This window comes from Prosthecobacter sp., assembly GCF_049294395.1.
Taxonomy (GTDB): domain Bacteria; phylum Verrucomicrobiota; class Verrucomicrobiia; order Verrucomicrobiales; family Verrucomicrobiaceae; genus Prosthecobacter.
On the sequence record NZ_JBAQCR010000210.1, the window covers coordinates 1 to 21,334 of the forward strand.

The 21,334-nt window shown below is 61.2% G+C and carries 17 protein-coding genes, 1 tRNA gene and 1 other RNA gene; 12 read left to right on the forward strand and 7 right to left on the reverse strand.

What is annotated here, in order from left to right; genetic code table 11:
* Positions 1–338 (reverse strand): DUF4236 domain-containing protein (locus WAW39_RS13790; protein ID WP_422319770.1); only part of this gene is annotated, 338 nt, incomplete at its 3' end.
* Between the two features lie 164 nt (positions 339–502).
* Positions 503–2,398 carry an AsmA-like C-terminal region-containing protein gene (locus WAW39_RS13795; protein ID WP_422319772.1) on the reverse strand — a complete coding sequence of 632 codons (1,896 nt, stop codon included), beginning with the start codon at positions 2,396–2,398 and terminating at the stop codon, positions 503–505.
* Positions 2,399–2,606: 208 nt separating this feature from the next.
* Here WAW39_RS13795 and WAW39_RS13800 point away from each other — a divergent pair, with 208 nt between their 5' ends.
* Complete coding sequence (locus tag WAW39_RS13800) at positions 2,607–3,797, forward strand: L,D-transpeptidase (protein WP_422319775.1); 1,191 nt, start codon at positions 2,607–2,609, stop codon at positions 3,795–3,797.
* Positions 3,798–4,047: 250 nt separating this feature from the next.
* Here the strand turns inward: WAW39_RS13800 and ssrA are convergent.
* Positions 4,048–4,399: a transfer-messenger RNA gene (gene ssrA, locus WAW39_RS13805) on the reverse strand.
* A gap of 380 nt (positions 4,400–4,779) precedes the next feature.
* Between ssrA and cysS the strand changes: the two genes are divergently transcribed.
* From cysS to WAW39_RS13825, 4 genes are all read left to right on the forward strand, one after another.
* Entirely contained in the window at positions 4,780–6,186 is a 1,407-nt protein-coding gene (gene cysS / locus WAW39_RS13810; protein ID WP_422319777.1) for a cysteine--tRNA ligase, read from the forward strand.
* Positions 6,187–6,501: 315 nt separating this feature from the next.
* Positions 6,502–7,107: a 3-keto-disaccharide hydrolase gene (locus WAW39_RS13815; protein WP_422319779.1), complete on the forward strand. Its 606-nt coding sequence runs from the start codon at positions 6,502–6,504 to the stop codon at positions 7,105–7,107.
* A gap of 126 nt (positions 7,108–7,233) precedes the next feature.
* Entirely contained in the window at positions 7,234–8,550 is a 1,317-nt protein-coding gene (locus WAW39_RS13820; RefSeq protein WP_422319781.1) for a DUF1552 domain-containing protein, read from the forward strand.
* Between the two features lie 110 nt (positions 8,551–8,660).
* Positions 8,661–9,230, forward strand: a complete 570-nt coding sequence (locus tag WAW39_RS13825) for an elongation factor P (protein WP_184338114.1) — start codon at positions 8,661–8,663, stop codon at positions 9,228–9,230.
* Positions 9,231–9,395: 165 nt separating this feature from the next.
* Here WAW39_RS13825 and WAW39_RS13830 read toward each other — a convergent pair whose 3' ends face one another.
* The 4 genes from WAW39_RS13830 to WAW39_RS13845 all read right to left on the reverse strand — a co-directional run bounded on the left by WAW39_RS13830 (position 9,396) and on the right by WAW39_RS13845 (position 13,792).
* Positions 9,396–11,147, reverse strand: coding sequence for an ABC transporter ATP-binding protein (locus WAW39_RS13830; RefSeq protein WP_422319785.1), 1,752 nt, complete (start codon positions 11,145–11,147; stop codon positions 9,396–9,398).
* 104 nt (positions 11,148–11,251) lie between these two features.
* On the reverse strand, positions 11,252–12,535 hold the full coding sequence (locus WAW39_RS13835) for a class I SAM-dependent methyltransferase (RefSeq protein ID WP_422319787.1): 1,284 nt from the start codon (positions 12,533–12,535) through the stop codon (positions 11,252–11,254).
* A 54-nt stretch (positions 12,536–12,589) separates the two neighbouring features.
* Entirely contained in the window at positions 12,590–13,534 is a 945-nt protein-coding gene (locus tag WAW39_RS13840; protein ID WP_422319789.1) for a GDP-L-fucose synthase family protein, read from the reverse strand.
* Positions 13,535–13,717: 183 nt separating this feature from the next.
* Positions 13,718–13,792, reverse strand: a tRNA-Glu gene (locus WAW39_RS13845).
* Between the two features lie 475 nt (positions 13,793–14,267).
* Here WAW39_RS13845 and WAW39_RS13850 point away from each other — a divergent pair.
* From WAW39_RS13850 to WAW39_RS13880, 7 genes are all read left to right on the forward strand, one after another.
* Positions 14,268–17,624 (forward strand): hypothetical protein, encoded by a 3,357-nt coding sequence (locus tag WAW39_RS13850; RefSeq protein WP_422319791.1) that lies wholly within the window; start codon positions 14,268–14,270, stop codon positions 17,622–17,624.
* 63 nt (positions 17,625–17,687) lie between these two features.
* Entirely contained in the window at positions 17,688–18,341 is a 654-nt protein-coding gene (locus WAW39_RS13855; protein WP_422319793.1) for a GTP-binding protein, read from the forward strand.
* A gap of 20 nt (positions 18,342–18,361) precedes the next feature.
* A complete protein-coding gene (locus WAW39_RS13860) occupies positions 18,362–18,760 on the forward strand; it encodes a hypothetical protein (protein WP_422319794.1) in 399 nt (132 codons plus the stop codon).
* A gap of 89 nt (positions 18,761–18,849) precedes the next feature.
* Complete coding sequence (locus tag WAW39_RS13865) at positions 18,850–19,788, forward strand: FAD:protein FMN transferase (protein ID WP_422319795.1); 939 nt, start codon at positions 18,850–18,852, stop codon at positions 19,786–19,788.
* Between the two features lie 113 nt (positions 19,789–19,901).
* Positions 19,902–20,315, forward strand: coding sequence for a hypothetical protein (locus tag WAW39_RS13870; protein WP_422319796.1), 414 nt, complete (start codon positions 19,902–19,904; stop codon positions 20,313–20,315).
* Between the two features lie 102 nt (positions 20,316–20,417).
* Entirely contained in the window at positions 20,418–20,555 is a 138-nt protein-coding gene (locus WAW39_RS13875) for a hypothetical protein (protein WP_422319797.1), read from the forward strand.
* Positions 20,556–20,685: 130 nt separating this feature from the next.
* Positions 20,686–21,159 (forward strand): DUF2127 domain-containing protein, encoded by a 474-nt coding sequence (locus tag WAW39_RS13880; protein WP_422319798.1) that lies wholly within the window; start codon positions 20,686–20,688, stop codon positions 21,157–21,159.
* Positions 21,160–21,334 lie beyond the last annotated feature (175 nt).

Genomic DNA, 21,334 nt, shown 5'->3' on the forward strand with positions numbered 1-21,334 from the left:
GCCTTCTCCTTGGTCGCAATCTCATTTAACAACTCATGGGAGGATGAGTGTGCCATGGCGTTGACATCCCCCGACTCGATCTCTTGCATGCGGATATTGGAAATCGGAACAACAGGATCTGGATAAGGGCTGCTGGGGGACGACCGGGAATGCTGGTCTCCGGATACATTCAAAGTTTTGCGATAATACAAACCTCCCATTCCCATGTGCACATAGTTTCCATGGGGTCCAGCTCCCAAGCGAAAGCCCTTGATCCCTGTTGAAACACCAACACCAGACTTTGATAAATTAAAGCGAAGTGGTCCGACTCGAATGCTTTTCCGAAAATAGATGCCCATTATTTATGGGTATTGCTTTCATTAATTGAATGCAAGTCTTAAGCAATTTTCATTAAATTCACCTCATTTCTTAGCCATCACTTCTTCTATCACACCTCCTCATACCTCAAAGAAGTGGAGGTGAGAGATGTTGCCCCTTTCCTATTCCATCCTCTAAATTCCCCTCACTCCGCCGCCTTGGCACCTTCCTTGGTGCTCTGCCGGCGAAACATGCCGAGGGCTTCGAAGGGAACGGAGACGCCTTCTCGTAGGACGAGGCTGCTGAGCTTGGCGGCATTTTTGACGACGCTTTTCGCTGCGCCGATCAAACCTAGGGGCGCGACTTTGATGTCGTCAAAGGGGCCCTTCACCTGCATCTCCATGAACACGACGCTGATGGGCGAGATGATCACCCCCACCACGCCGCGTATGTTGGCGCGGCCATGGCCATCCACGGTGCGCTTGTTCAGATCCACGGTGCCACGGGCGGTGACCACGATGGACTTCCCGAGCACCTTCATGGGCTCCACCATGGCGACGCCGTTTTTCATGATGAACGTGGTGCGCACCTCCCCGGTGTCATTCGGGCGCTCATGGTTGAGGATTTTGGGGAAGAGCTGATAGGCCTGATCCAGCAAGGGCACGTGGACGATGGGCGCATTGATGAGATTCAGGGTGCCGCTGCCGGTGGAGTTGCTGGGGTCATCGCCAATGACGCCGCGATAGGTGAGCGTCATCTGCGCATCCTCCAGCTTGGTGCTGAGCTTGCCCACCCAGGGCGTGAGGGTGTCGAGGTGCAGGCTCTGCAGCGAGACGTTGGCATCGCTGAGTTTTTTGCCATCATAAGTGGCGGAGAGCGCGAAGCTGCCGCCGAGCATGCGGCCTTTCAAACCCTTGAAATGCCAGGCGCGGTGGTCGTAGGAGACCCCGCCCTGGAGGCGCTCAATGACGAGCGGGTGCTCGCGCACGGTGACCACGAGGTCGGCGGCTTTGCGGATCTGCATGGAGCCGAGCGTCCACTCCGGCGGACGGGCCTCGGAATTGAAAACGAAGTCCTCTGCGATGATGTCTGGAAAGGTGGTGACCTTGACGTCCTTCGGCAGTCCGGCCGCGAGCACGGGGATGTTGAGCGCGAGCTCCAGCAGATTGGCGGCGCCGCTGAGGTGGGAGATGGTCAGCGTGTCGAACTTGCCCACGCGCTTGCCTTTGAAGGTGTCCTTGCGCCCGGCGGTGTCGATGAGCGTGCCGGAGAGCAGCAGGGGCTGATCCTGCCAGCCTGCGAGGGTGGCGTCCACGGCGGCGGTGCCTTTCTCGAAGGCGATCTTGGAGGTGAGCTTCAAGTCTGACTGGGAGATCTGGGCCTCCACCTCCGCCTGCTTCATGGGCACGCCGTGCAGCTCCAGCTTGGCGCCGCTGCCGTGCAGGGTGGCGGTCCACTGCGCAGCGTCGGGCCGGAGATCCACCGTGAAGCCGCCGGTGATGGCGAAGGTGCCGCTGCCGGGTTTGAAATCCAGCATGTCCATCACGGAGCGCACAGGTTTAAGGCTCATCTTGAAGGCCTCCTCGTTCTGAGCGGTGGCGGGGGTGCTGCGTGTGGCGGTGATGATCTGCCCGGTCACGGCGATGGAGACGGGCCCATTCACGGTGTCGAGCCGGGCGATCTCGATCTTGTCATCCTGCACGGAGAGGTCGGTGGTGAAGTGCTCAAAGCTCACCGCCCCGGCCGGATCATGCAGGGTGAGGGTGCCGTCCGTGGTGTGCCAGCGCGTGACGGCGGTGCGCGATTTCCACACTTCCCGCCAGAGGATGTCCACCTGCAGGGCGCTGATTTCGATCAAAGGCTCATTGTCCGGCAGGCCGCGCAGGGCAGCGTTGTTCAGCGTGACCCCGCCGAAGAGAGACCATGAATCGCTGCTGCTGGTGAGGCTCAGTCCTTGCTCGGTCAAACGCCTCCTCAGGGTGGACTGCGCGGTGCTGACCAGCCAGTGGTAAGCGCCGAACAAGACGACAACGAAAACCGCCGTGGCGATGAGCGCCAGGCGGAGCCTGCGGTGGGGTGAATGGACTTGGGCGTGAGACATCGGATGGGTGCGGGCGGCCCTGAGAGGAGTTGCGGCCCGGGCTGGGGCGGGAGTTCAGTGCAGGGTATCTCGTCACTGGTATCGCTGCGGGTGGCGGGGGTGGTTCTGCCATTCGCAGGGGCGGCCAGGCCACGCCGCCAGAGCCTTCTTCACCTGCGCGTTCGGATTCGCGCACGACCGCTTGTCGAGGCACCGCCGTAAGCTAGGCATGAATCCCACTGTGCTTCGTTTGCCGCCTTTGCTCGCCCTCACCTTCAGCCTGCTCTGCGGGCTATCCCTGCCCGCTGCGGCTGCTGACAAGAAAGAGGCGAAGGCTGCGGCCACGCCCGCCATCCCCGCTGATCATGAGGCGGCGGCGCGGCTGCAGGTCTTCCTTGATTGCGCGAACTTCGGCCCTGGAAAGATCGACGGGCGTTTCGGCGGCTTTTCAGAGAAGGCGCTGGGCTTGTACCGCGAGGCGCACGGCCTCCCTCCTCTGCCTGCGGCACCCGCTCCTGCCAAGGTGGAAGGCCAGCCAGAAAAGACCAACCCGCTGCCGGATCTCGCTGACATGGACCTAGCCAGCGTGAAGGCCGTCTTCATCGACTACGTGGTGACGGAGGCCGACGTCAAAGCCACGGGCGAACTGCCGAAGGAAGTGCCGGAAATGGCCAAGCTGAAATGGCTGCCGTATGCCAGCGTGGCGGAGGCGGTGGCGGAGAAATTTCACGTGGACATCGATTACCTCAAGGAGCTGAACCCGGGCAAGCTGGACGCATTGAAAGCCGGTGACACGCTGAGGGTGCCGAATGTGCAACCCTTTGAAATCAGCGGCGTGAAGACGCTGCCGCTGCTGGATCAACTGGCGGAGAAGGAAAAGGGCAAGCCCAAGGCCGAGGCTGGCAAAAAGAGCAGCGAAGCGAAGGGCAAAGTCGCCGACAAGGGCAAGGCCAAGGACGCGAAACCCGCCAAAGAGGAATCAACCACGGCCAAGTCCGGCCCGCTGACGGCTGACCAGATCTCCATCAAGGTGGACACGAAGGACAACATGCTGCGCCTGTTTGAAAACGGCCAACTCGTGGCTGCTTATCCGGTGACCATCGGCTCCGTGCAGACGGTGTCCCCGCTGGGTGAATGGAAGGTGAAGGGCATCGCCCGCCTGCCGGATTTCCGCTATGACCTCTCCTTCCTGAAGACCGGCGAGCGTGGCGACGAAACGTATCTGCTCGCTCCCGGCCCGAATGATCCCGTCGGCGTGATCTGGGTGGCTCTAAACAAGCCCGGCATCGGCCTGCACGGCACGAGCGATCCCGACTCCATCGGCCGCAGCGCCAGCCACGGCTGCGTGCGCCTGGCGAACTGGGACATCGCCCGCCTGGCCACGCGTGTGAGAGCGGGCGTGGTGGTGTCGATTCATTGAGGGCGGGGCTTTTAATTTGGGCCGATCGCAAGCTTTGACGCTGGGCTTTAAGAACCCTGGGAGTGGCGGAGCGTTGAGGGATCAAGACGATCCCTCTCCTGCTGGAGGCTTTGGGGGAGATGGATCGTCCCGATCCCTCAGCGCAGGACTCCGCAGACAGCCGTTTCCAAAACCGATTTCACCAAACGTGCTGGCCCAAGTTCAGGGAATCATACTCTCAGAACCCATCGCACTCCCTTGGACTTCAAGAAAGTGGAGGCGAGGGGAGTTGAACCCCTGTCCGAATAGTCGTTGCCCGTAGCGTCTCCATGCTCAGTCTCATCTTTGGTCTCGGTGGGAGGCGGCTTGAGACAGCCTACTCTTCACCCAGCGTCCTGTTTGATCTCGTTTGTGACCCGGTCGCCCGGCCAACAAACCAGCCTGGTAGTGGCATCGTTCAGGCTACCAGACATTGCCTGAAGGATGTCGCAGGGCTTAAGCTGCGAGTGCTAGCTCGTTAGAGTTTGCATTTGTGTTTTTGATCCGGTGTTTAACGAGGCCAACGAATCATCCTCGGCATGCAGCTCCGAACTAAGGCTACCCGTCGAAACCAGTACGCCCCCGTTTTGGAGAGGGCTCATGATACCCCATGGCAGGGCGGGGTCAAGGGGCATCGGTGGGGGCTGTTGCTGGATGCTGGAGGCGGCCGCGAGCTCCCCAGCGCTGTTCCGTAGTACCGGGTTCGCTTCGCGGCTGCGCAGTAGCCGGAATCTGGATTCTGGGTAGCGCGGCCAGAACCGCCTGAAGGCGGGACTACAATACGTGCCTGGCATGGCGCGCATGTCCTGGGTGTGGCGGGGTGGCGGGATCGAGGACGAGGACGATGGAGCTTCGATGGCGCATTTCTGCCCCCCCTTGATCGCTTTGTGGCCTCATGATGCCTCGACCTCTCCTCATTCCCGCGCTCGACATTCCTCATTCACCATTCATTTTCCACGCCCCCATGCCCGCCCTGAAGCTCCACGACACCCTGACCCGCACCGATCGCGAAACCACGCCGCTGGATGGCAAGACGCTGCGCTTCTACTGCTGCGGCCCCACGGTCTATGGCCCGGCGCACATCGGCAACTTCCGCACCTTCGTGGCGCAGGATGTCATGCGCCGTGTCGTCGAGGCCTCCGGTACGCCCACGCTGCACGTCCGCAACATCACGGACGTGGACGACAAAACGATCCGCGATTCCCAGAAGGCCGGGCAGACGCTGACCGCCTTCACCCAGGGCTGGACGCAGAAGTTTCATGCCGACTGCGCCGCGCTGAACCTCCTGCCGCCGCACATCGAACCCTCCGCCGTGGCGCACATCTCCCAGCAGGTGGCGATGATCGAAAAGCTCATCGCCGGTGGTCATGCCTACGCGGCGGCGGACGGCAGCGTGTATTTCCGCGTCTCCTCCTTCAAAGATTACGGCAGGCTCAGCCACCTGGAAGACCGCGAGCTGCGCCTGGGCGCCAGCGAGGCCGCCAGCGCGACGGACAGCGATGAGTACACCAAGGATTCCCTCACCGACTTCGCCCTGTGGAAGGCGCGCAAGCCGGAGGACGGCGAGAACTTCTGGCCCAGCCCCTGGGGCGAAGGCCGGCCCGGCTGGCATCTGGAATGCAGCGCGATGATTCTGGAGTACCTCGGCGAGGACTTCGATCTGCACAGCGGCGGCGTGGACCTGATCTTCCCGCATCATGAAAACGAGATCGCCCAGAGCTGCTGCAGCACGCACGGGCACTTTGCCCACCACTGGATGCACGTGGCCCACCTTATGGTGGATGGCGGCAAGATGAGCAAGAGCATCGGCAATCTCTACACGCTGGAAGACCTGGCCCAGCGCGGGTACAGCGCCGTGGAGGTGCGCTACGTGCTGATCTCCGGCCACTACCGCGCGCCGCTGAACTTCACCATGCACAGCCTGGACTCCGCACGTCAGGCGCTGCAAAAGCTGGCGAAAGCCGACAAGGCGCTGGCCGCCCTCTCCCCTGCCCTGCCCGAGGCGAAATCAGCAGGCCCGTTTGCCGAAGCCTGGGAGATGCTGCTCAATGACCTCAACGTCCCCGGTGCCATCGGCTCCATCTTTGGCGTGCTGAACAAGCTCAAGCCCGCCACGCTTTCCGCCGAAGAAGCCGCCGCCGCGCGCAACGGCCTGCACTTCATGCTCGGCGCGCTGGGCCTCACGCTGCCTGCCATCGCGGACGAAGCCGCCGCCGATGTGCCAGCCGATATCCAAGCCCTTGCGCAGCAGCGCTGGGATGCCAAGCAGGCGAAGGATTGGGCCGCTGCGGACAATTTGAGAAAGCAACTGGAAGCCGCCGGCTGGCTGATCAAGGACAGCAAGGAAGGGTTTACCGTGGTGGCGAAGTGAGTCGGTGGTGAGCGTTCGCAGCAGAATATGGAGTGTGGCTGCGCAGCGAGGAACGAGTGAAGCTGCCGCTTTCGAGCGTCTCATGGTGAGCGTGAGGTGAGCAGCCTGCGCGTGCCGAGGAGCGTGTGCTTTCGTGGGTCTTGTGACTTTCGCGTGCCATCCGGCCTGCGAAAGCGGTAGCTGCGATCGTTCCTCACTCCGCGACCGCACTCCATATCCTGCTGCGCCCCCCGCTCGTTTTGTTTTGCTTTTTTCCGCAGGGCCGGAGAAAAAGCTGCGTTTAACTGCACTCTCATTCCACCCATCCTCCCGACCATGAAACGCATTGCCGCCCTGCTCCTCGCCCTCGCCACCCTTCCCCTGCATGCCGAGGACTGGCAGCCGGAGGCGGGCTTCACTTCGCTTTTCAACGGCAAGGATCTCACCGGCTGGTGCTTTCGCGAGAAGACGAAGAAGGATGATCCGAATCCGGGCGCGATCACCGCGAAGCACGATGGCAAGACCGAAGCCGCTGATGCGGGGCGCTACATCGTGAAGGACGGCGTCATCGCCGTGACCTTCCCAACCGAAATGGACAAGCTCACCGGGCAGCTTTACACCGTGGCCGAGTTCCCGAAGAACTTCACCCTCAAGCTGGAATTCCGCGCCAGCGTGAATGCGGACAGCGGCGTCTTCATCCGCAAGCCTCAGCTGCAATGCCGCGACTACCTCGTGGCGGGTCCGTATAAGGAGCTGAAGGCGTACAAGCCGCAGGAGTGGAACCAGATCGTGGTCGAGGTGAAGGACGGCGTGGCCCACTGCACCTGCAACGGCGAGGTGCTGGAAGACGCCCTCAAACTCCCCGCCACCGGCCCCATCGGCCTGGAAGGCGACCGCGGCGTGATGGAGTACCGGCATATTCAGATCAAGGAAGTGCCTTGAGGTGCGCTGGAAGGATGGGAAGGCAGGAGGGGGCAGATTTATGATCAATGCCCCCGCCTCAGTGCTAGATAGGCTCTTCTGCGGTGGTATATTATTATCCCCCCTTCAGACAAAAAAGCCTGCCCCATGAAACACCTTCACCGCCGCCAATTCCTGCGCGATCTCGGCATCTCTGCCGGTGCCCTGCCCTTCCTTGCCGGACTGCCCAGCATCACGGGCGCACCTGCCCCGCAGCGCAAGCAGCGGCTGATCATCATGTTCTCGCCGAACGGGACGCTGCCCAATGAGTTCTGGCCGGATCAGGAAGGCGCGGATTTCAGTTTCAAGTCCATCCTCAAGCCGCTGGAGCCGTTCAAAAAGCAGATGCTGGTGCTGCACGGCATCGCGAACAAAGTGAAGGGCGATGGCGACAGCCACATGCGCGGCATGAGCTGCCTGCTCACCTGCGATGAACTGCTGAAGGGCAACATCATGGGCGGCGGTGGCAATCCGGCCGGCTGGGCCAGCAACATCTCCATCGACCAGGAGCTGAAAAACTTCCTGCAGAGCCGAGCGGAAACGAAGACGCGCTTTGGCTCCCTGGAGTTTGGCGTGGCAGTGCCGGAGCGCGCGGACCCGTGGACGCGCATGAGCTATGCCGGTGGCAACCAGCCCGTGGCCCCGATTGACGACCCGCATCAGATCCTGAAGAAAGTCTATGGCCGCATGAAGGACAAGGACAGCCTTGTGAGCATTTTGGACGATGTGCGCGAGGATTTGAAAAAGGTGTCCTCCAAGCTCAGCGCCCGCGACAAGGCGCTGCTGGAGCAGCACATGACGCTGGTGCGCAGCATGGAGCAGGACTTGGCCGATGCCGACAAACAGGGCAAGCTGATCCACCCCGTGCCGCAGGTGGACCCGAGCATCGAGCTGGTGAACGACAACACGCCTCAAATCAGCCGCATCCAGATCGACCTGCTGGTGAACTCTTTGGCCAATGACATGGCGCGCATCGGCACGCTGCAGTACATGCGCTCCGTGGGCATGGCACAGATGCGCTGGCTCGGCATCCAGGAGGGCCACCACTCCCTCTCGCACGATCCGGACGACAAGAAGGACAGCTACGAGAAGCTCATCAAGATCAACACCTGGTTCGCCGGTGAGTTTGCCTACCTGGCCAAGCGCCTGAGCGAAAGCCCCGAAGCCACCGGTGGCGGCAGCATGCTGGACAACACCCTGCTGGTGTGGACCAATGAACTCGGCAAGGGCAACAGCCACACACTCGACAACATCCCCTACATCATGATCGGCGGCGGCTGCGGATTCAAAATGGGCCGCAGCCTGAAGTTCGACAAAGCTGCGCACAACCGACTCTGGATGTCCGTGGCGCAGGCCATGGGCCACGATCTGCAGACCTTCGGCAAGAAGGAGCTCTGCGAAGGCGGGGCGCTGAATCTGTCTTAAACAGCCTGCCAGTAAACTCCGAAACCATTCCGCCGCCCCCCGCCTGAAGCACGGGGGGCTAGAACCGGCGCTTGCAAAGCACGCCAAACTCGCCAAGGAAACACGCTCTTATGCCAGCCACACCAGTTATCAATCTCCGCAAAGGACACGCCGTCCGTTACAACAACGACGTTTGCGTCGTCACCGACACCGAACTCAAGACGCCACCGCGCATGGCCTCGTTCGTGCAGATGTCCGTCCGCAGCATCACCATCGGCAAGATGTACAACCTGCGCATGACTTCCAATGAGTCGCTCGAGTCCGTGAACCTCGTCAAAGACAACCACGAATTCAGCTACAAAGACGGCGACGGCTACCACTTCATCCATCCTGAAACGTTTGAAGACGTGCTCATCGGTGAAGACAAGCTGGACGCCAAGACCCGCGGCTACCTCATCGAAGGCCAGAAGTACCTCGTCGTCTTCGCGGATGACGTCGTCGCCGGCATCGAACTTCCTGCGAACATCATCATGACCGTCACCGACAGCCCTGCCGGTGTGAAGGGCGACTCCGCCAACAACGTGTACAAGGAAGCCACCACGGAATCCGGCATGCGCGTGCAGGTCCCCCTCTTCATCGGCCCTGGCGACAAGATCAGCGTCAAGACCGAAGACGGCACCTACCTTGGCCGCGCGAACTGAGTTGAACTGAGTTCATTGAATCCACGAACGCCTGAGTGTGAAAACGCTCAGGCGTTTTTGTTTGTAGGATAGGCCTCCGGCCTGTCTTGCGGATCGGGGCGTCTCGCCTCCGTTTTTGGATCCAGACTCAGGCTGGAAGCCCCAGTCCGTTGACAGGCCGGAGGCCTATCCTCCGTCAAACGCGAGCGCGGCCATCTCGCGGTAATACGCGGAGCTTTGCAGCAGCTCTTCATGCGTGCCGTGGGCGAGGATTTTTCCAAGATGCAGCACGTAGATCACATCTGCCTCCACGATGGTGCTGAGGCGGTGGGCGATGATGAGGCTGGTGCGGTTGGCGCGGAGTTTGGCCAGCGCTGCCTGGATGAGGTGCTCGGACTTCACATCGACGGCGGAGGTGGCTTCATCGAGCAGGAGCACGGGGGCGTCTTTGAGGAAGGCGCGGGCGAGGGCGAGGCGCTGGCGCTCGCCACCGCTGAGAAGGACACCGCGTTCGCCGACTTCGGCATCGAGACCTTCGGGACTGCGGCGGATGAAGTCTTCGGCGCAGGCATCTCGCAAGGCGGCCCAGAGTTCTGCATCGGTGGCGCTGGGTTTGCCGATGAGGAGGTTGTCGCGCACGGTGCCCGCGAAGAGAAAGGCCTCCTGCGTGACGTAGGCGAAGGACTGGCGCAGGAAGCGTTTGCTGAGTTTTTGCAACGGGACGCCATCGAGTGTGATGCTGCCGCTTTGCGGATCGTAGAAGCGGGTGAGAAGTTGGAAGAGCGTGCTCTTGCCGGAACCCGTGGCACCGACGATGGCGATGGTTTGATGACGCGCTGCGCGCAGAGAGATGTCCTGCAGCACGGGCTTTTCGGCACGGTAGCTGAAGGTGACGGCATTGAAGTCGATCTCGCCACGGATGGATTCGAGCGACTGCCCGGCATCGAGGTCCTCCTCTGTTTCATTGTCGAGGATGGCAAAGACGCGCTTGGCGGCGGAGAGGCCGTTGAGCAGGGTTTGATTCACGCCGTGCAGCCGGGCGATGGGTTCGTAGAGGAAGCCCACGAGCAGCAGAAACTCCATCAGCTGGCCGGGCGTCATGCTGCCCTGCACACACCACCAGGAACCGGCCATGAGCAACAGGACGAGCCCACCGTTTCCAAGCAGTGTCATGGAAGGCGAGTAGAAGGCCCAGGCGGCCATGAGGCGTGTCTGCTTTTCCTGAAGCCGCTGGCTGGCGGCGAGGAATTTCCACTGCCGCATCTCTTCGGCGGTGAAGCTCTTGATCTGACGGATGCCGGTGATGGTGTCGTGCAGCGTGGCATTGAGCGCGCTGGTGGCCTCACGAGCGGCGGTGGCGCGTGGGGAGACCCAGCGCGAGTAGATCCAGCCCCCGGCGGCGATGAAAGGCGTGGGGGCCAGGACGATGAGCGCAAGCTTCGCATCCGCCACCAGCATGACGATGGCGGTGATGAGAATCTGCAGCACGGCGGTGCAGCCCTGCTCGATGCCTTCAAGGATGACACGCTGGGTCGCAGGCACGTCGTCGGCCAGCTTGGTGAGGATGTCCCCGGTGCTTTGGTGATCAAACCAGCGCAGGGGAAGCAGTTCGATCTTCCGGTGCAGCTGGCTGCGCAGATCGGTGATCATGCGCTGCTCAAAGGTGCAGTTCACCCGGGTGCGGAAGTAGAAGAGGCCCTCGCGCAAAGCGAAGGCCAGCAGCGCCAGACCGCCCGCGCGCCAGATGAGATCGCCGCGCTTCTGCGGAATGATTTCATCCATGAACCAACGCACCACGCCGGGAAACACGAAGATGAGCGAGGTGCCCGCCACGGCCAGCGCAAACTGCCACGCGGCGATGCGCCAATGCCCGCGTGCGAACACAAGCAGACGGCGCAGCGCGGCGCTGTTCGTCATTGGCTCGGGCTTGTCTTCCATAGGTGTTTGGCTAGACGAGCGAGCACGGCGCGGGATTCAAACCGAATGTGGAATGGCGGCGAGTTGCCGCCACTCCTGAAGGCAAGCGAACGCTTGCGCTACGATCAACCCACCAGATGCACCTGCGGCATCGGGACGACGAATTTGCCGCCACGGGCGAGGAACTCGGTCTCACGCTTGAGGAACTCAGGCATGAAGTGCCATGGCAGCACGAGGTAGTAGTCCGGCTTCAAAGCGCGGGATTCTTCTTCGGAGATGATCTTGATCTGCGTGCCGATGGTGTAGCTGCCCCACTTGACCGGATTGCGGTCGGCAATGGCGGGCACGAGATCGGGCGTGACATTGCAGAACTGCAGCGTGGTGCTGCCCTTGGTGGAGGCACCGTAGCCGTGGACGAGCTTGCCTTCGGCCTTGGCTTTCTGCAGGAAGGCGGTGAGGTCGGCGCGGATGCGCTCGATGTTTTCGCGGAACACGGCGTAAGGGGCGTCGGAGTCGATCGCCATTTCGAACTCGCGGATGCGGAGGTCCTGCACGCGGGCGGCGGCTTCAGCGGAAGGCTTGACCTGACCGGCATTGGCCACCACAAGGCGGAAGCTGCCGCCGTTCACATCGTTGAGGTGCACGTCGATGACTTCGAGGCCGTGATCGCCGAAGAGGCGCTCCAGCACGGCGAGGGAGTAGTACTCCAGGTGCTCATGGCAGATGGTGTCGAAGCTGTTGATGTCCAGCATCGCGGGCAGGTAGCTCTGCTCCAGGATCCAGATGCCGTCCGTGGCGAGCACATCGGCGATGTCCTGCACAAAAGCGTGCGGGTTTTCCAAGTCATAGAACATGGAGATGCTGGTGACGACGCGGGCTTTCTCCGTGGCATGCACGCTCCTAAAGGCGCGGGCGGAGAAGAAGTCGTTCACCACTTCAAAGCCCTTGGCGCGGGCCTTGAGAGCCACGTCCGAAGGATCAATGCCGATATGGCGCAGCCCCTGAGTCTTGTAGCTGGAGAGCAGCGTGCCGTCATTGCAGCCGATGTCGAGCACGATGTCCTTGGCGCGGAGGTTGACGGTCTGCTCCACGAGCTGGGTGATGCCCGACAGATTGTCGATCATGGACTGGTTGATGCCAGACTCATAGTAGTAGCGATGATATAGAACCTTCGGCGGCACCGAGTGGCGCATCTGCACCAGACCGCAGGCGTTTTCATCCTGCGAAGGGTCGCAGCGCACGAGATCGAGAGGCACCTTGCGCTTGATGAGGGCACTGCCATCAGCGCTGGCAAGCACGCCGCCAATGAATTGATCCCCAAGGCTGACGACAGGAGTGAGGCTGCGTGAGCCGCAAATACGGCAGGTGTTGCGGGTGATGAGGACGGGGCGGAAAGCTTGGATGGCCATGGATTCAATTGGCATTGTTGTGCTGGTGTGTCCAGCTAGACTTCATGGGCAGGTTCACACACGGGCGGTGGCCCGGTTGTCGAGGAACCACTGGTAGGTGCGCGCCACGCCTTCACGGAAGTCGGTGCTGGCCTTCCAGCCCAGGTTTGCCATGCGGCTGACATCCAGCAGGCGGCGCGGATTGCCGTCTGGCTGCGTGGTGTCCCAGAGGATTTCACCGGTGTAGCCGATGATGGTTTTGATGACCTCTGCGGCATCGCGGATGCTGATCTCCGCACCGGTGCCGATGTTGATGATGTCGGGGCTGCTGTAGTTCTCCAGCAGGAAGGCGCAGGCGGAGGCCAGATCGTCCACGAAGAGGAATTCACGCGTCGGCTTGCCACTGCCCCAGAGGGTAACGCTGGGCTTGTTGTGCAGCTTGGCCTCGTGAAAACGGCGGATCAGCGAGGGCAGCACGTGCGAGTGCTCGGGGTCAAAATTATCAAAGGGGCCGTACAAATTTGCCGGCATGCCGCAGATGAAATCACGCCCATACTGGTGCCGGTAGCCCTGGCAGAGCTTGATCCCTGCGATCTTGGCGACTCCATACGGCGCATTGGTCTCCTCCATGGGCCCGGTCATGAGGCTGTCTTCACGAATGGGCATCTCCACCACCTTCGGGTAGATGCAGGTGCTGCCAAGGAAGAGCAGCTTCTTCGTGTCAAAGCGGTGCGCCGCTGAGAGCACGCTGTTTTGAATCTGCAGATTGTTGAGCAGGAAATCGACCGGCTGGGTGTAGCTGGCCTTGATGCCGCCCACGGTGGCCGCCGCGAGGATGACCTGGTCCGGCTTCTCTGCTGCAAAGAAGGCATCCGTGGCATGCTGGTCACGCAGATCCAGCTCGGCCTTGGTGCGGGTGATGACCTGCCATTCCGGCTTGCCGGCGTAGTGACGCATCAATGCGCGCCCGACAAGACCCTGATGACCCGTGATGAAAAGTTTGCCGCCTGATGAAGACATGCCTGCATGCCTAGCGGATGCGCCTGCGGTGTCCAGCAAAGCTTCAATTTCCGGTGACAATGACGGGGCGGCCTGATCTCCGGCCAGCACTACCATGGCATGGCAGTAGGCACCATTGTGCAGCAGTTTTGCCGGTGATCAGTCGTGGCTGATTTTCCTCGGCCGCCACTCTCTTGAAGAGAGTGGCGACCCCTACGAGAATCGAACTCGTGTCGCATCCGTGAAAGGGATGTGTCCTAACCGCTAGACGAAGGGGTCGTTTTGCTCGGATTGAGCGGGCGGGGATATTGCTTTCAAAGAAGAATTGCGCAAGAGAAAATTCATTGATTCTGAAATTCTTTTTCGGACAGGCTGGATCCGATCACTAAAGACAGGGCCGCATCTGCTTTTTAGCGCGAAGCAGCATGCAATCATGGCCGGCATGGCCACAAGGATGCTGAACAATGATTCAGATAAGTGAAACCGCTGAAAAATGCTTGAACTGTGTGGCAATAATACTTAACCTCAGTTAAATAACGCTAATGCCGAGGCATTTCTTTATAATTACTAGATTTTTCACACAGGCTTGCTATTTTGTTAAGTCGGGCCGCTACATCCGCAGATGAGTTTTTCGTTCCGAAGTTTGTTCCAGCGAGGGGCCGGTTCTAACGAACCGGGGCAAGACCCTCCACAATACTTCGCGGGATCACATCCTCAGAGAATGGCTGGCCCTGGCACGAACAGCCCCTCTTCCATGCAAGCGTCTCCCCCTACACAGTTTCCAGCTGGTGCATCCCCCTTCCAAGTCGGGGGCAATCCACTTTTCAGAACAGCTGGCAACGAACCGATTGCTGCACCGCCGATCAATTCAGCCGCAGGAATATCGCCTTTCAGCGTCATCGGAGCCACGCCCACGAATTCACCGCTGACGGTCGGGGATGTGATCCACCAGCTCCCAGCCGAAGTGGTGCGCATGGGGGCGCTGCCTGCGGAGCAGCCGCTTTCCCTGCCACCTGCCCTGCTGGAAAACGCCCTGCGCAGCGGACAGGCGGCACTGCCGGTTTTTGAACTCTACCGGGTCTGCCCGGCGCTTTTCCAAGTGCCCATCTCACCCCAGGATCCACGCATGGTGTCACTGCCGGCGGCCAAGCTTCCAGGTTTGATCGCGCAAGCCCGCGAGGTCAATGGTGCGGCCCCCGCTCCTGCCGCAGCCCCATCGCCCGCACCGTTTTCCTTCGGCCCGCCTGCATCTCCCCTGGGCACTCCTTTCCAGATGAGCCCGCCGAACGCCGAACCTTCGGCGCAGCAGCCTCCAGCATCGCCTTTTTCATTTGGCGCGAGTCCCAATGGCTCGCCCTTTGGCATGCCGCAGCAGCCCGCAGCACCAGCGCCCTCTGCGCCGGCAGGGTCTCCCTTCTCGTTCGGTGGTGGCCAGAATGGTTCGCCCTTTGGCACCTCGCAGCAGCCAGCCGCAGCCGCTCCCACCAGCTCAGCCGCTTCTCCCTTCTCACTGGGTGGCAGCCCAAATGGCTCCCCCTTCGGCACCTCGCAGCAGCCAGCCGCCCCCGCTCCCGCCAGCTCAGCCGCATCTCCCTTCTCACTGGGTGGCAGCCCAAATGGTTCGCCCTTCGGCACCCCGCAGCAGCCAGCCGCCCCCGCTCCCGCCAGCTCAACAGGGTCCCCTTTCTCATTGGGTGGTGGCCAGAATGGCTCGCCCTTTGGCACCTCGCAGCAAGCCGAAGCGCCCGCTCCCTCAACACCAGCAGGATCTCCTTTCTCGTTCGGTGGTGGCCCGAATGGCTCCCCCTTCAGCACCCCGCAACAGCAGCCCGCAGCGCCTGCTCCCGCGACATCGGCAGGCTCTCCATTCTCTCTAGGCGGTGGCGCGAATGGTTCGCCCTTCGGCACCTCACAGCAAGCCGAAGCGCCCGCTCCCTCAGCACCAGCAGGATCTCCCTTCTCGTTCGGTGGTGGCCCGAATGGTTCGCCCTTCGGCAGTCCGCAGCAACAGCCCGCAGCGTCTGCTCCCGCGACATCGGCAGGCTCTCTCTTCTCATTGAGTGGTGGCCCAAATGGTTCGCTCTTCGGCAGCCCGCAGCAGCAGCCTGCAGCAGCTGCGCCATCCGCTTCCCCGTTTGCCCCTGCACCGGCGGAAAATTGGTCTGCTTCGCCTTCCGCGACAACGCAGCCACAGGCATCCATTTCCACCTTGTTCACGCCCGCAGCACAGCAGCGCGCCTCTGTGCCTTCAGATGTGGCCACGGCCCCCGCAATGCCCTTTGGTTCCGCTTTCGTCTCTGCCATGAAGGAGACGCCACCACCGGCCGAGTCACCTGCGCCGAACGGCTTCGCGCCACAACCACAATCACCCGCGCCAAACGCGTTTGCCTCCCAGCCGCAAGCTCCCGCGACGAATGCCTTCGCCTCACAGGCACCAGCAGGGGCGCCCGGCTCATCAGGCATGGCGAAGCTTGGATTCGCTGCCGTTTTAGCCGGTTACAGTGTGGAAGAACTGGGCTTCAACCCGGCCACTCTCCCCGCGTGGATCACCACCAGCGTGCAGGCCAGCGCGCTGCACGAACAGATTGCCTCCGGCAATGTGGTGCTGGAACTCGGCATGCTCATTGATGGCATCTCCGATTTCGGTTTCCGCAACACGCTCTCCAACGCGAAGCGCGACTTCAAGATCAAGCTGCCCCAGAACGAGGTGTTTCACTCGCTCACCAACATGTCGGCGGCACCTGCGGCGGCAGCCACCTTTGGCAGTCCCAGCCCGGCAGCGGCCCCAGCCCCTGCCCGCTTCTCGGTGCAGCCCAATCCTCAGCAGCAGCCAGATCAGAATTCGCAGCCCATGTTTGCGGCTTCTTCCCCGTCTGCCCCCGCTGAGCCCCAGCAACCGGCTCCGATGTTCGCTGCGGCATTGGCTCCCTTTACCCAAAACCAGCCTGCGGCAGCTTCCTCTCCCATCTCAGCCTTTGGCTCTCCTCAGCCAGCCAGCGCACCTGCACAGTTTGGATTTTCCCCTCTAGCGGCACCCGCCGAAGCGCCCCCGCCTCCAGCTCCAGCTCCAGCAGCATTCTCATTCCCCTCCGCACAACCGACGTCTGCATCGCCATCGAACACCCTGCAGCCACTCGCCGGAGCGTTTCAATCCTTCGGTGCATCGCCGTCGCCATCAGGGGCTCCTTCAGCGTCTCCGCCGAGTGCACCTCTGGCAGGGTCGGTAAAACCCTTCGATCCTTTTGCCTCTTCTTCCACCGGCCCCCTTTCAGGCAAAGGCCCTGCGGAATCAGGGTTTAGCAGCGCGCAGCTGCTCGGGCAGGTTCCCACACCGCAGAGCCCTGCCCCGGCCCCTGCTTTTGCACCCGCGCCCGAGGTCAAACCAGCCTCCAGCCTGTTTGCCACACCCGCGCCTGCGCCAGTTTCGTTTCAGCCCACCCCTTCCTTCGCTCCGGCCCTGGAAGAAATTCCATCGTTCTCCACGCCTGCGGCGTCGGTGCCACAGCCTGCCTCGCGTGGGTTGTTCAGTTCCCCGTCGCTGAATGTACCGCTGTTTTCAGAGGCGGCAGCACCGCAGTCCAGACCAGAACCCAAGTTCGCTCCGGCTGCCCCCGCTTTGTTCAAGACACCCGCAGCTCAGGCCACACCGCTCGCTGCGGCTCCGGCTAAAATGGCGGCGGTGAAGCATTCCTTCCTCGGTCTTTCCCCGCTCGACACCCAGACGGATCAGCTCCTGCTGCGCGCCCTGCTGGGCACTGAGGAGAAACTGGCTGCGCCACGCGTCGTCGAACTGCTGGCCCTGCAGCCGGGCCTGAGCGCCTGCGTCTGCCTGCATGGCTCCCAGGTGCTCAGCCATGCGGATTTATCCAAGGAGGATGCCGTGGAGTTCCAGCGCCAGGCGCCGGACATCGCCCGTCAGTTGCGCGGCCTCGCTCCGCTCATTGGCATTGAAGGTGCTGAAACTTTCACGCTCAATGCGGGTGGTCGTTTGCTGACGTTCTGCTTCCCAGGGGAATCCATCATCGGCGTGCTGCATGATGACGAACCCTCCACCGGCATGCGCGACAAGATCACTCTCATCGCCCGCGAACTCGCCCGCATGCTGGACTAAAAGCCCGGTGTTCAGCGACAGGCTGCGGTCTTCATTCCATTCCATTCGTCACCCCCCTCCGCCATGCCCAGCATCAATCACGACGACCGAACCGTCAGCTTCAAGATCGTCTACTGCGGCAGTCCGCTCAGCGGGAAAACGTCCAACCTCCAGCAGATCCACGCCAAGCTGGACCCCAATGGCTGCAGCGATCTCGTCTCGCTCTCGACCGCGCAAGACCGCACCCTCTTCTTCGACTTCCTCGCCGTCGAAGCTGATGCCCTTCCCGGTTACAAGACGACCTTTCATCTCTACACCGTCCCCGGCCAGATCACCTACAATGCCACGCTGCAACTCGTGCTGAGGCAGGCAGATGGAGTTGTCTTTGTGGCGGATTCCCAGATGGACCGCCAGCGCGACAATCTGCACTCCTTGCAAAGCCTGGAAGCCAACCTGCGCATGAACGGCAGCGCGCTTGATCGCCTGCCCATCGTCATTCAATACAACAAACGGGACCTGCCCAATGCCGCGCCGGTCGAGTACCTGGAGTACCTCTTCAACAACCGGCCCACGCCCTTTCTCAGCTTCGAGTCGGACGCACGCAGCGGTCGCAACGTGCTGGCAACGCTGAATGCCATCTCCCAGGCCGTGCTGCATCAGTTCCGCCTGCGCACCGCGCCTGCAGACAGCACCTCCGCCACCCCTCACGAGCTTCCAACCCACGCTCTCGCCGCGTAAACCCGCCTTGTGCATTGACCATGGAACTCACCGCCCTCGCCTCCATTCCCGAAGTCATTCAGATTGCCATCGCTGATGACGCCGGGCGTTTGCTCGATTGCGCGGGCGATGCCGAGCCACCCACGGCCGCCATCCTGGTGCTGGCGCATGCCACCTTGTCCGCCGCCTCCGAACTGGGCCGCCGCTCCGGCAGCGGCGATTGTTTGGAAATCGTCCAGCAGCATGACGGCGGCGTCATTTACCTTCACGGTCTGCCGCAGCGCCGCGTGCTGCTGGTACGCTGCCGGAATACCGACGTCATTCCCCTGATCCGCACGGCCTGTGAAGGACTGGCCAAGCCCATCACGACCCGCATCCGCCCTGTCTCTGCGCCTTCCATGAATCTCTCCGACGCGCTGCACGCAGAGCCAGCCTGGTAACAAGGAATCGGCGCCTCCCGCCCCCACTGCACACCCGGCCTTTCCAAGACCGGGTTTTTCGTCGATACGATCCTCCTGCCGTGAGTCCCGTGTATTCCATCCTTCCCTTTTTCCTGCTCCTCTGTGCCCTTCCAGCGCAGGCCTTGGAACGCTTTGATTTCTCCGCGCCGCTCATGGCCACCACCTTCCGCATCTCCGTGCATGCGGATACGAAGGCACAGGCGGAAGCCGCCGCCGATGCCGCCTTCAAACGCATCGCCGCACTCAACGCCGTCTTCTCCGACTACGAGCCCAACAGCGAGCTCATGCAGCTCTGCAATGCCGGCCCCAGCAAGCCCTTCAAAGCCAGCGACGATCTCTTCATCCTCATCTCGCACTCCCTCGAATTCGCACGCCTCACTGAGGGTGCCCTCGACATCACCTGCGGCAATCTCACCCACCTCTGGCGGCGCACCAAACGCACCCACAAACTGCCCCCCGCAGACCGCCTCCAGCAGGCGCTCACCGCCACCGACTGGCGCGCCGTGCAGATGGATGCCAAAGCGCACACCATCACGCTGCTGAAGCCAGGCATGCTGCTCGATCTCGGTGGCATCGCCAAAGGCTACGCCGCCGATGCCGGCCTGCGCGTGCTGCGTGAACACGGCCTCACCCGCGCCCTCGTCATGGCGGGCGGAGACATCGCCATCGGCGATCCACCACCGGGAGAGGATGCCTGGGAGATCAAACTGCGGCAGTTTGCCAGCGCCGCACCGGAAGAAAAACTGGAGAGCGTGCGCCTGCACAACTGCGGCGTCTCGACCTCGGGAGACTTGTACCAGTTCACCGAGATCGAAGGCGTTCGTTACTCCCACATCGTCTCGCCTCAGACCGGACTGGGACTCACGGAGCGTATCGCCTGCTCCGTGATCGCCCCTGACTGCATGACCAGCGACGCCCTCGACACCGCCATCTGCGTGATGGGCAAGGAGCGCGGCCTCAAAATGGCGGCGCAGGTGAAGGGTGTGACTGTGCGGTTTGTGGAGTGACCGCAATCATCAAACGCCTTGAAATCTAAACTCACGGGCTTCTTATTGCACGCACTATGGGCTTAGGTGTTCTCATTCAAGTATCGCTGCCCATTTCCTGCACTCCAGATCGCGTGAAGGAGTTTGCCCAAGAAGCAAGAAAGGAAGATTGGGCTGGGGAATTTTTTCAGCCATATCCTGCTCCTCTTAAAGGTGGGGAGAACGAAGCTGAGGAATTTCTGTCTGATCTTGCTGCAGGCAATTTTCTCTACAAATCGAGAGGCCAAGGCGATGTTCTCATCTGGGGTACGGTGGGCAAGTATTCGGATGCAGACCATTTCGTGGAGCTGCTGATGCCTTTTTGGCGGAAGCTACTGGACCCAGTCCACGATATCATACAGTTTGAATGGCAGAAAATTCTAGTCGTCTATGCTTGGGAAATCGAGGCCATTTCTGGTGTCATCGACATTGGTTGGGATTCCAACGATCTCGCCACCCGACAGGTGCAAGTTCGCAGGTTCCCAGATCAGTCATTCCGCTGTCTCTAATGGCATCGAAGAACAAACCTTCCATGAATTGTTCCTTCGACTGTCTGGCGCCGAGATTGACGCGCCAAGTCTTGACCCGCATTCTTTGCCCATCCCCATCTCATGACTCCCAGCGAACTCGCTCGCAGCTACGATGAAATGACACTCGAACTGCAGATACAGCGTGGCTGTGTCTGCCGGCATCTGGAGTATGACAGGCAGCCGAAGAAGCACCTCGTCATCATTGCGCAGAAGATTTGACGATGGCAGCGCTGCCGGGAGGTCGGTCTCGTTTCAAATACATCCCCTTATGGCAGACAAGACGATGAGACAATGAAATGATCATCCCGGTTTCCCATTGCCGCCCTCCCCTCTCCGCGCATGCTTCCGCATGACCTCCTCCGGCCTGCGCAAAAGTCTTGATGTGGTGGCTGCTATTGAAGCAGCCAAGGGGGCGATTGTACTGCTGGCGGGCTTCGGCCTGCTGGGGCTGCTGCACCGGGATCTGCACGTATGGAGCAGCGAAATTGTGGAGCATTTGCATCTCAATCCGGCCCGGAAGTATCCTCACATCTTCATTGATCTGTTTTCCTCCATCACCGACCAGCGGCTCTGGTTGATGGCTGGAATGGCGCTGCTGTATTCCACCATCCGCTTTGCGGAGGCCTATGGGCTGTGGAAGCAGAAAGCATGGGCCGAATGGCTGGCCTTGGTGGGCGGCTGCATCTACCTGCCACCCGAGGTTTATGCGATCTACGAGAAAGCCAGCGTCATCCATGTGTCCGCACTGGTGGTCAATCTGGTGATCGTGCTGCTGGTGGCCAAGGTACTGCTGCAAAAGCGCAGAACCCAAAAGGCTCAATAAACTCAATGGTCAGGCTGACCTTATTGAACGAAAGCCGTCTTTCTTGCGAATGTTTTACATCGTTCTGACACACCTTCTTCAAGATGTGTGAATCTACCAGCAGACAACGAAAGCGGCGCAAGGCCGCCAGTCGCAATTTTCAGATAGTGGTTCCTGCATGGCTGTTGGTACGCAC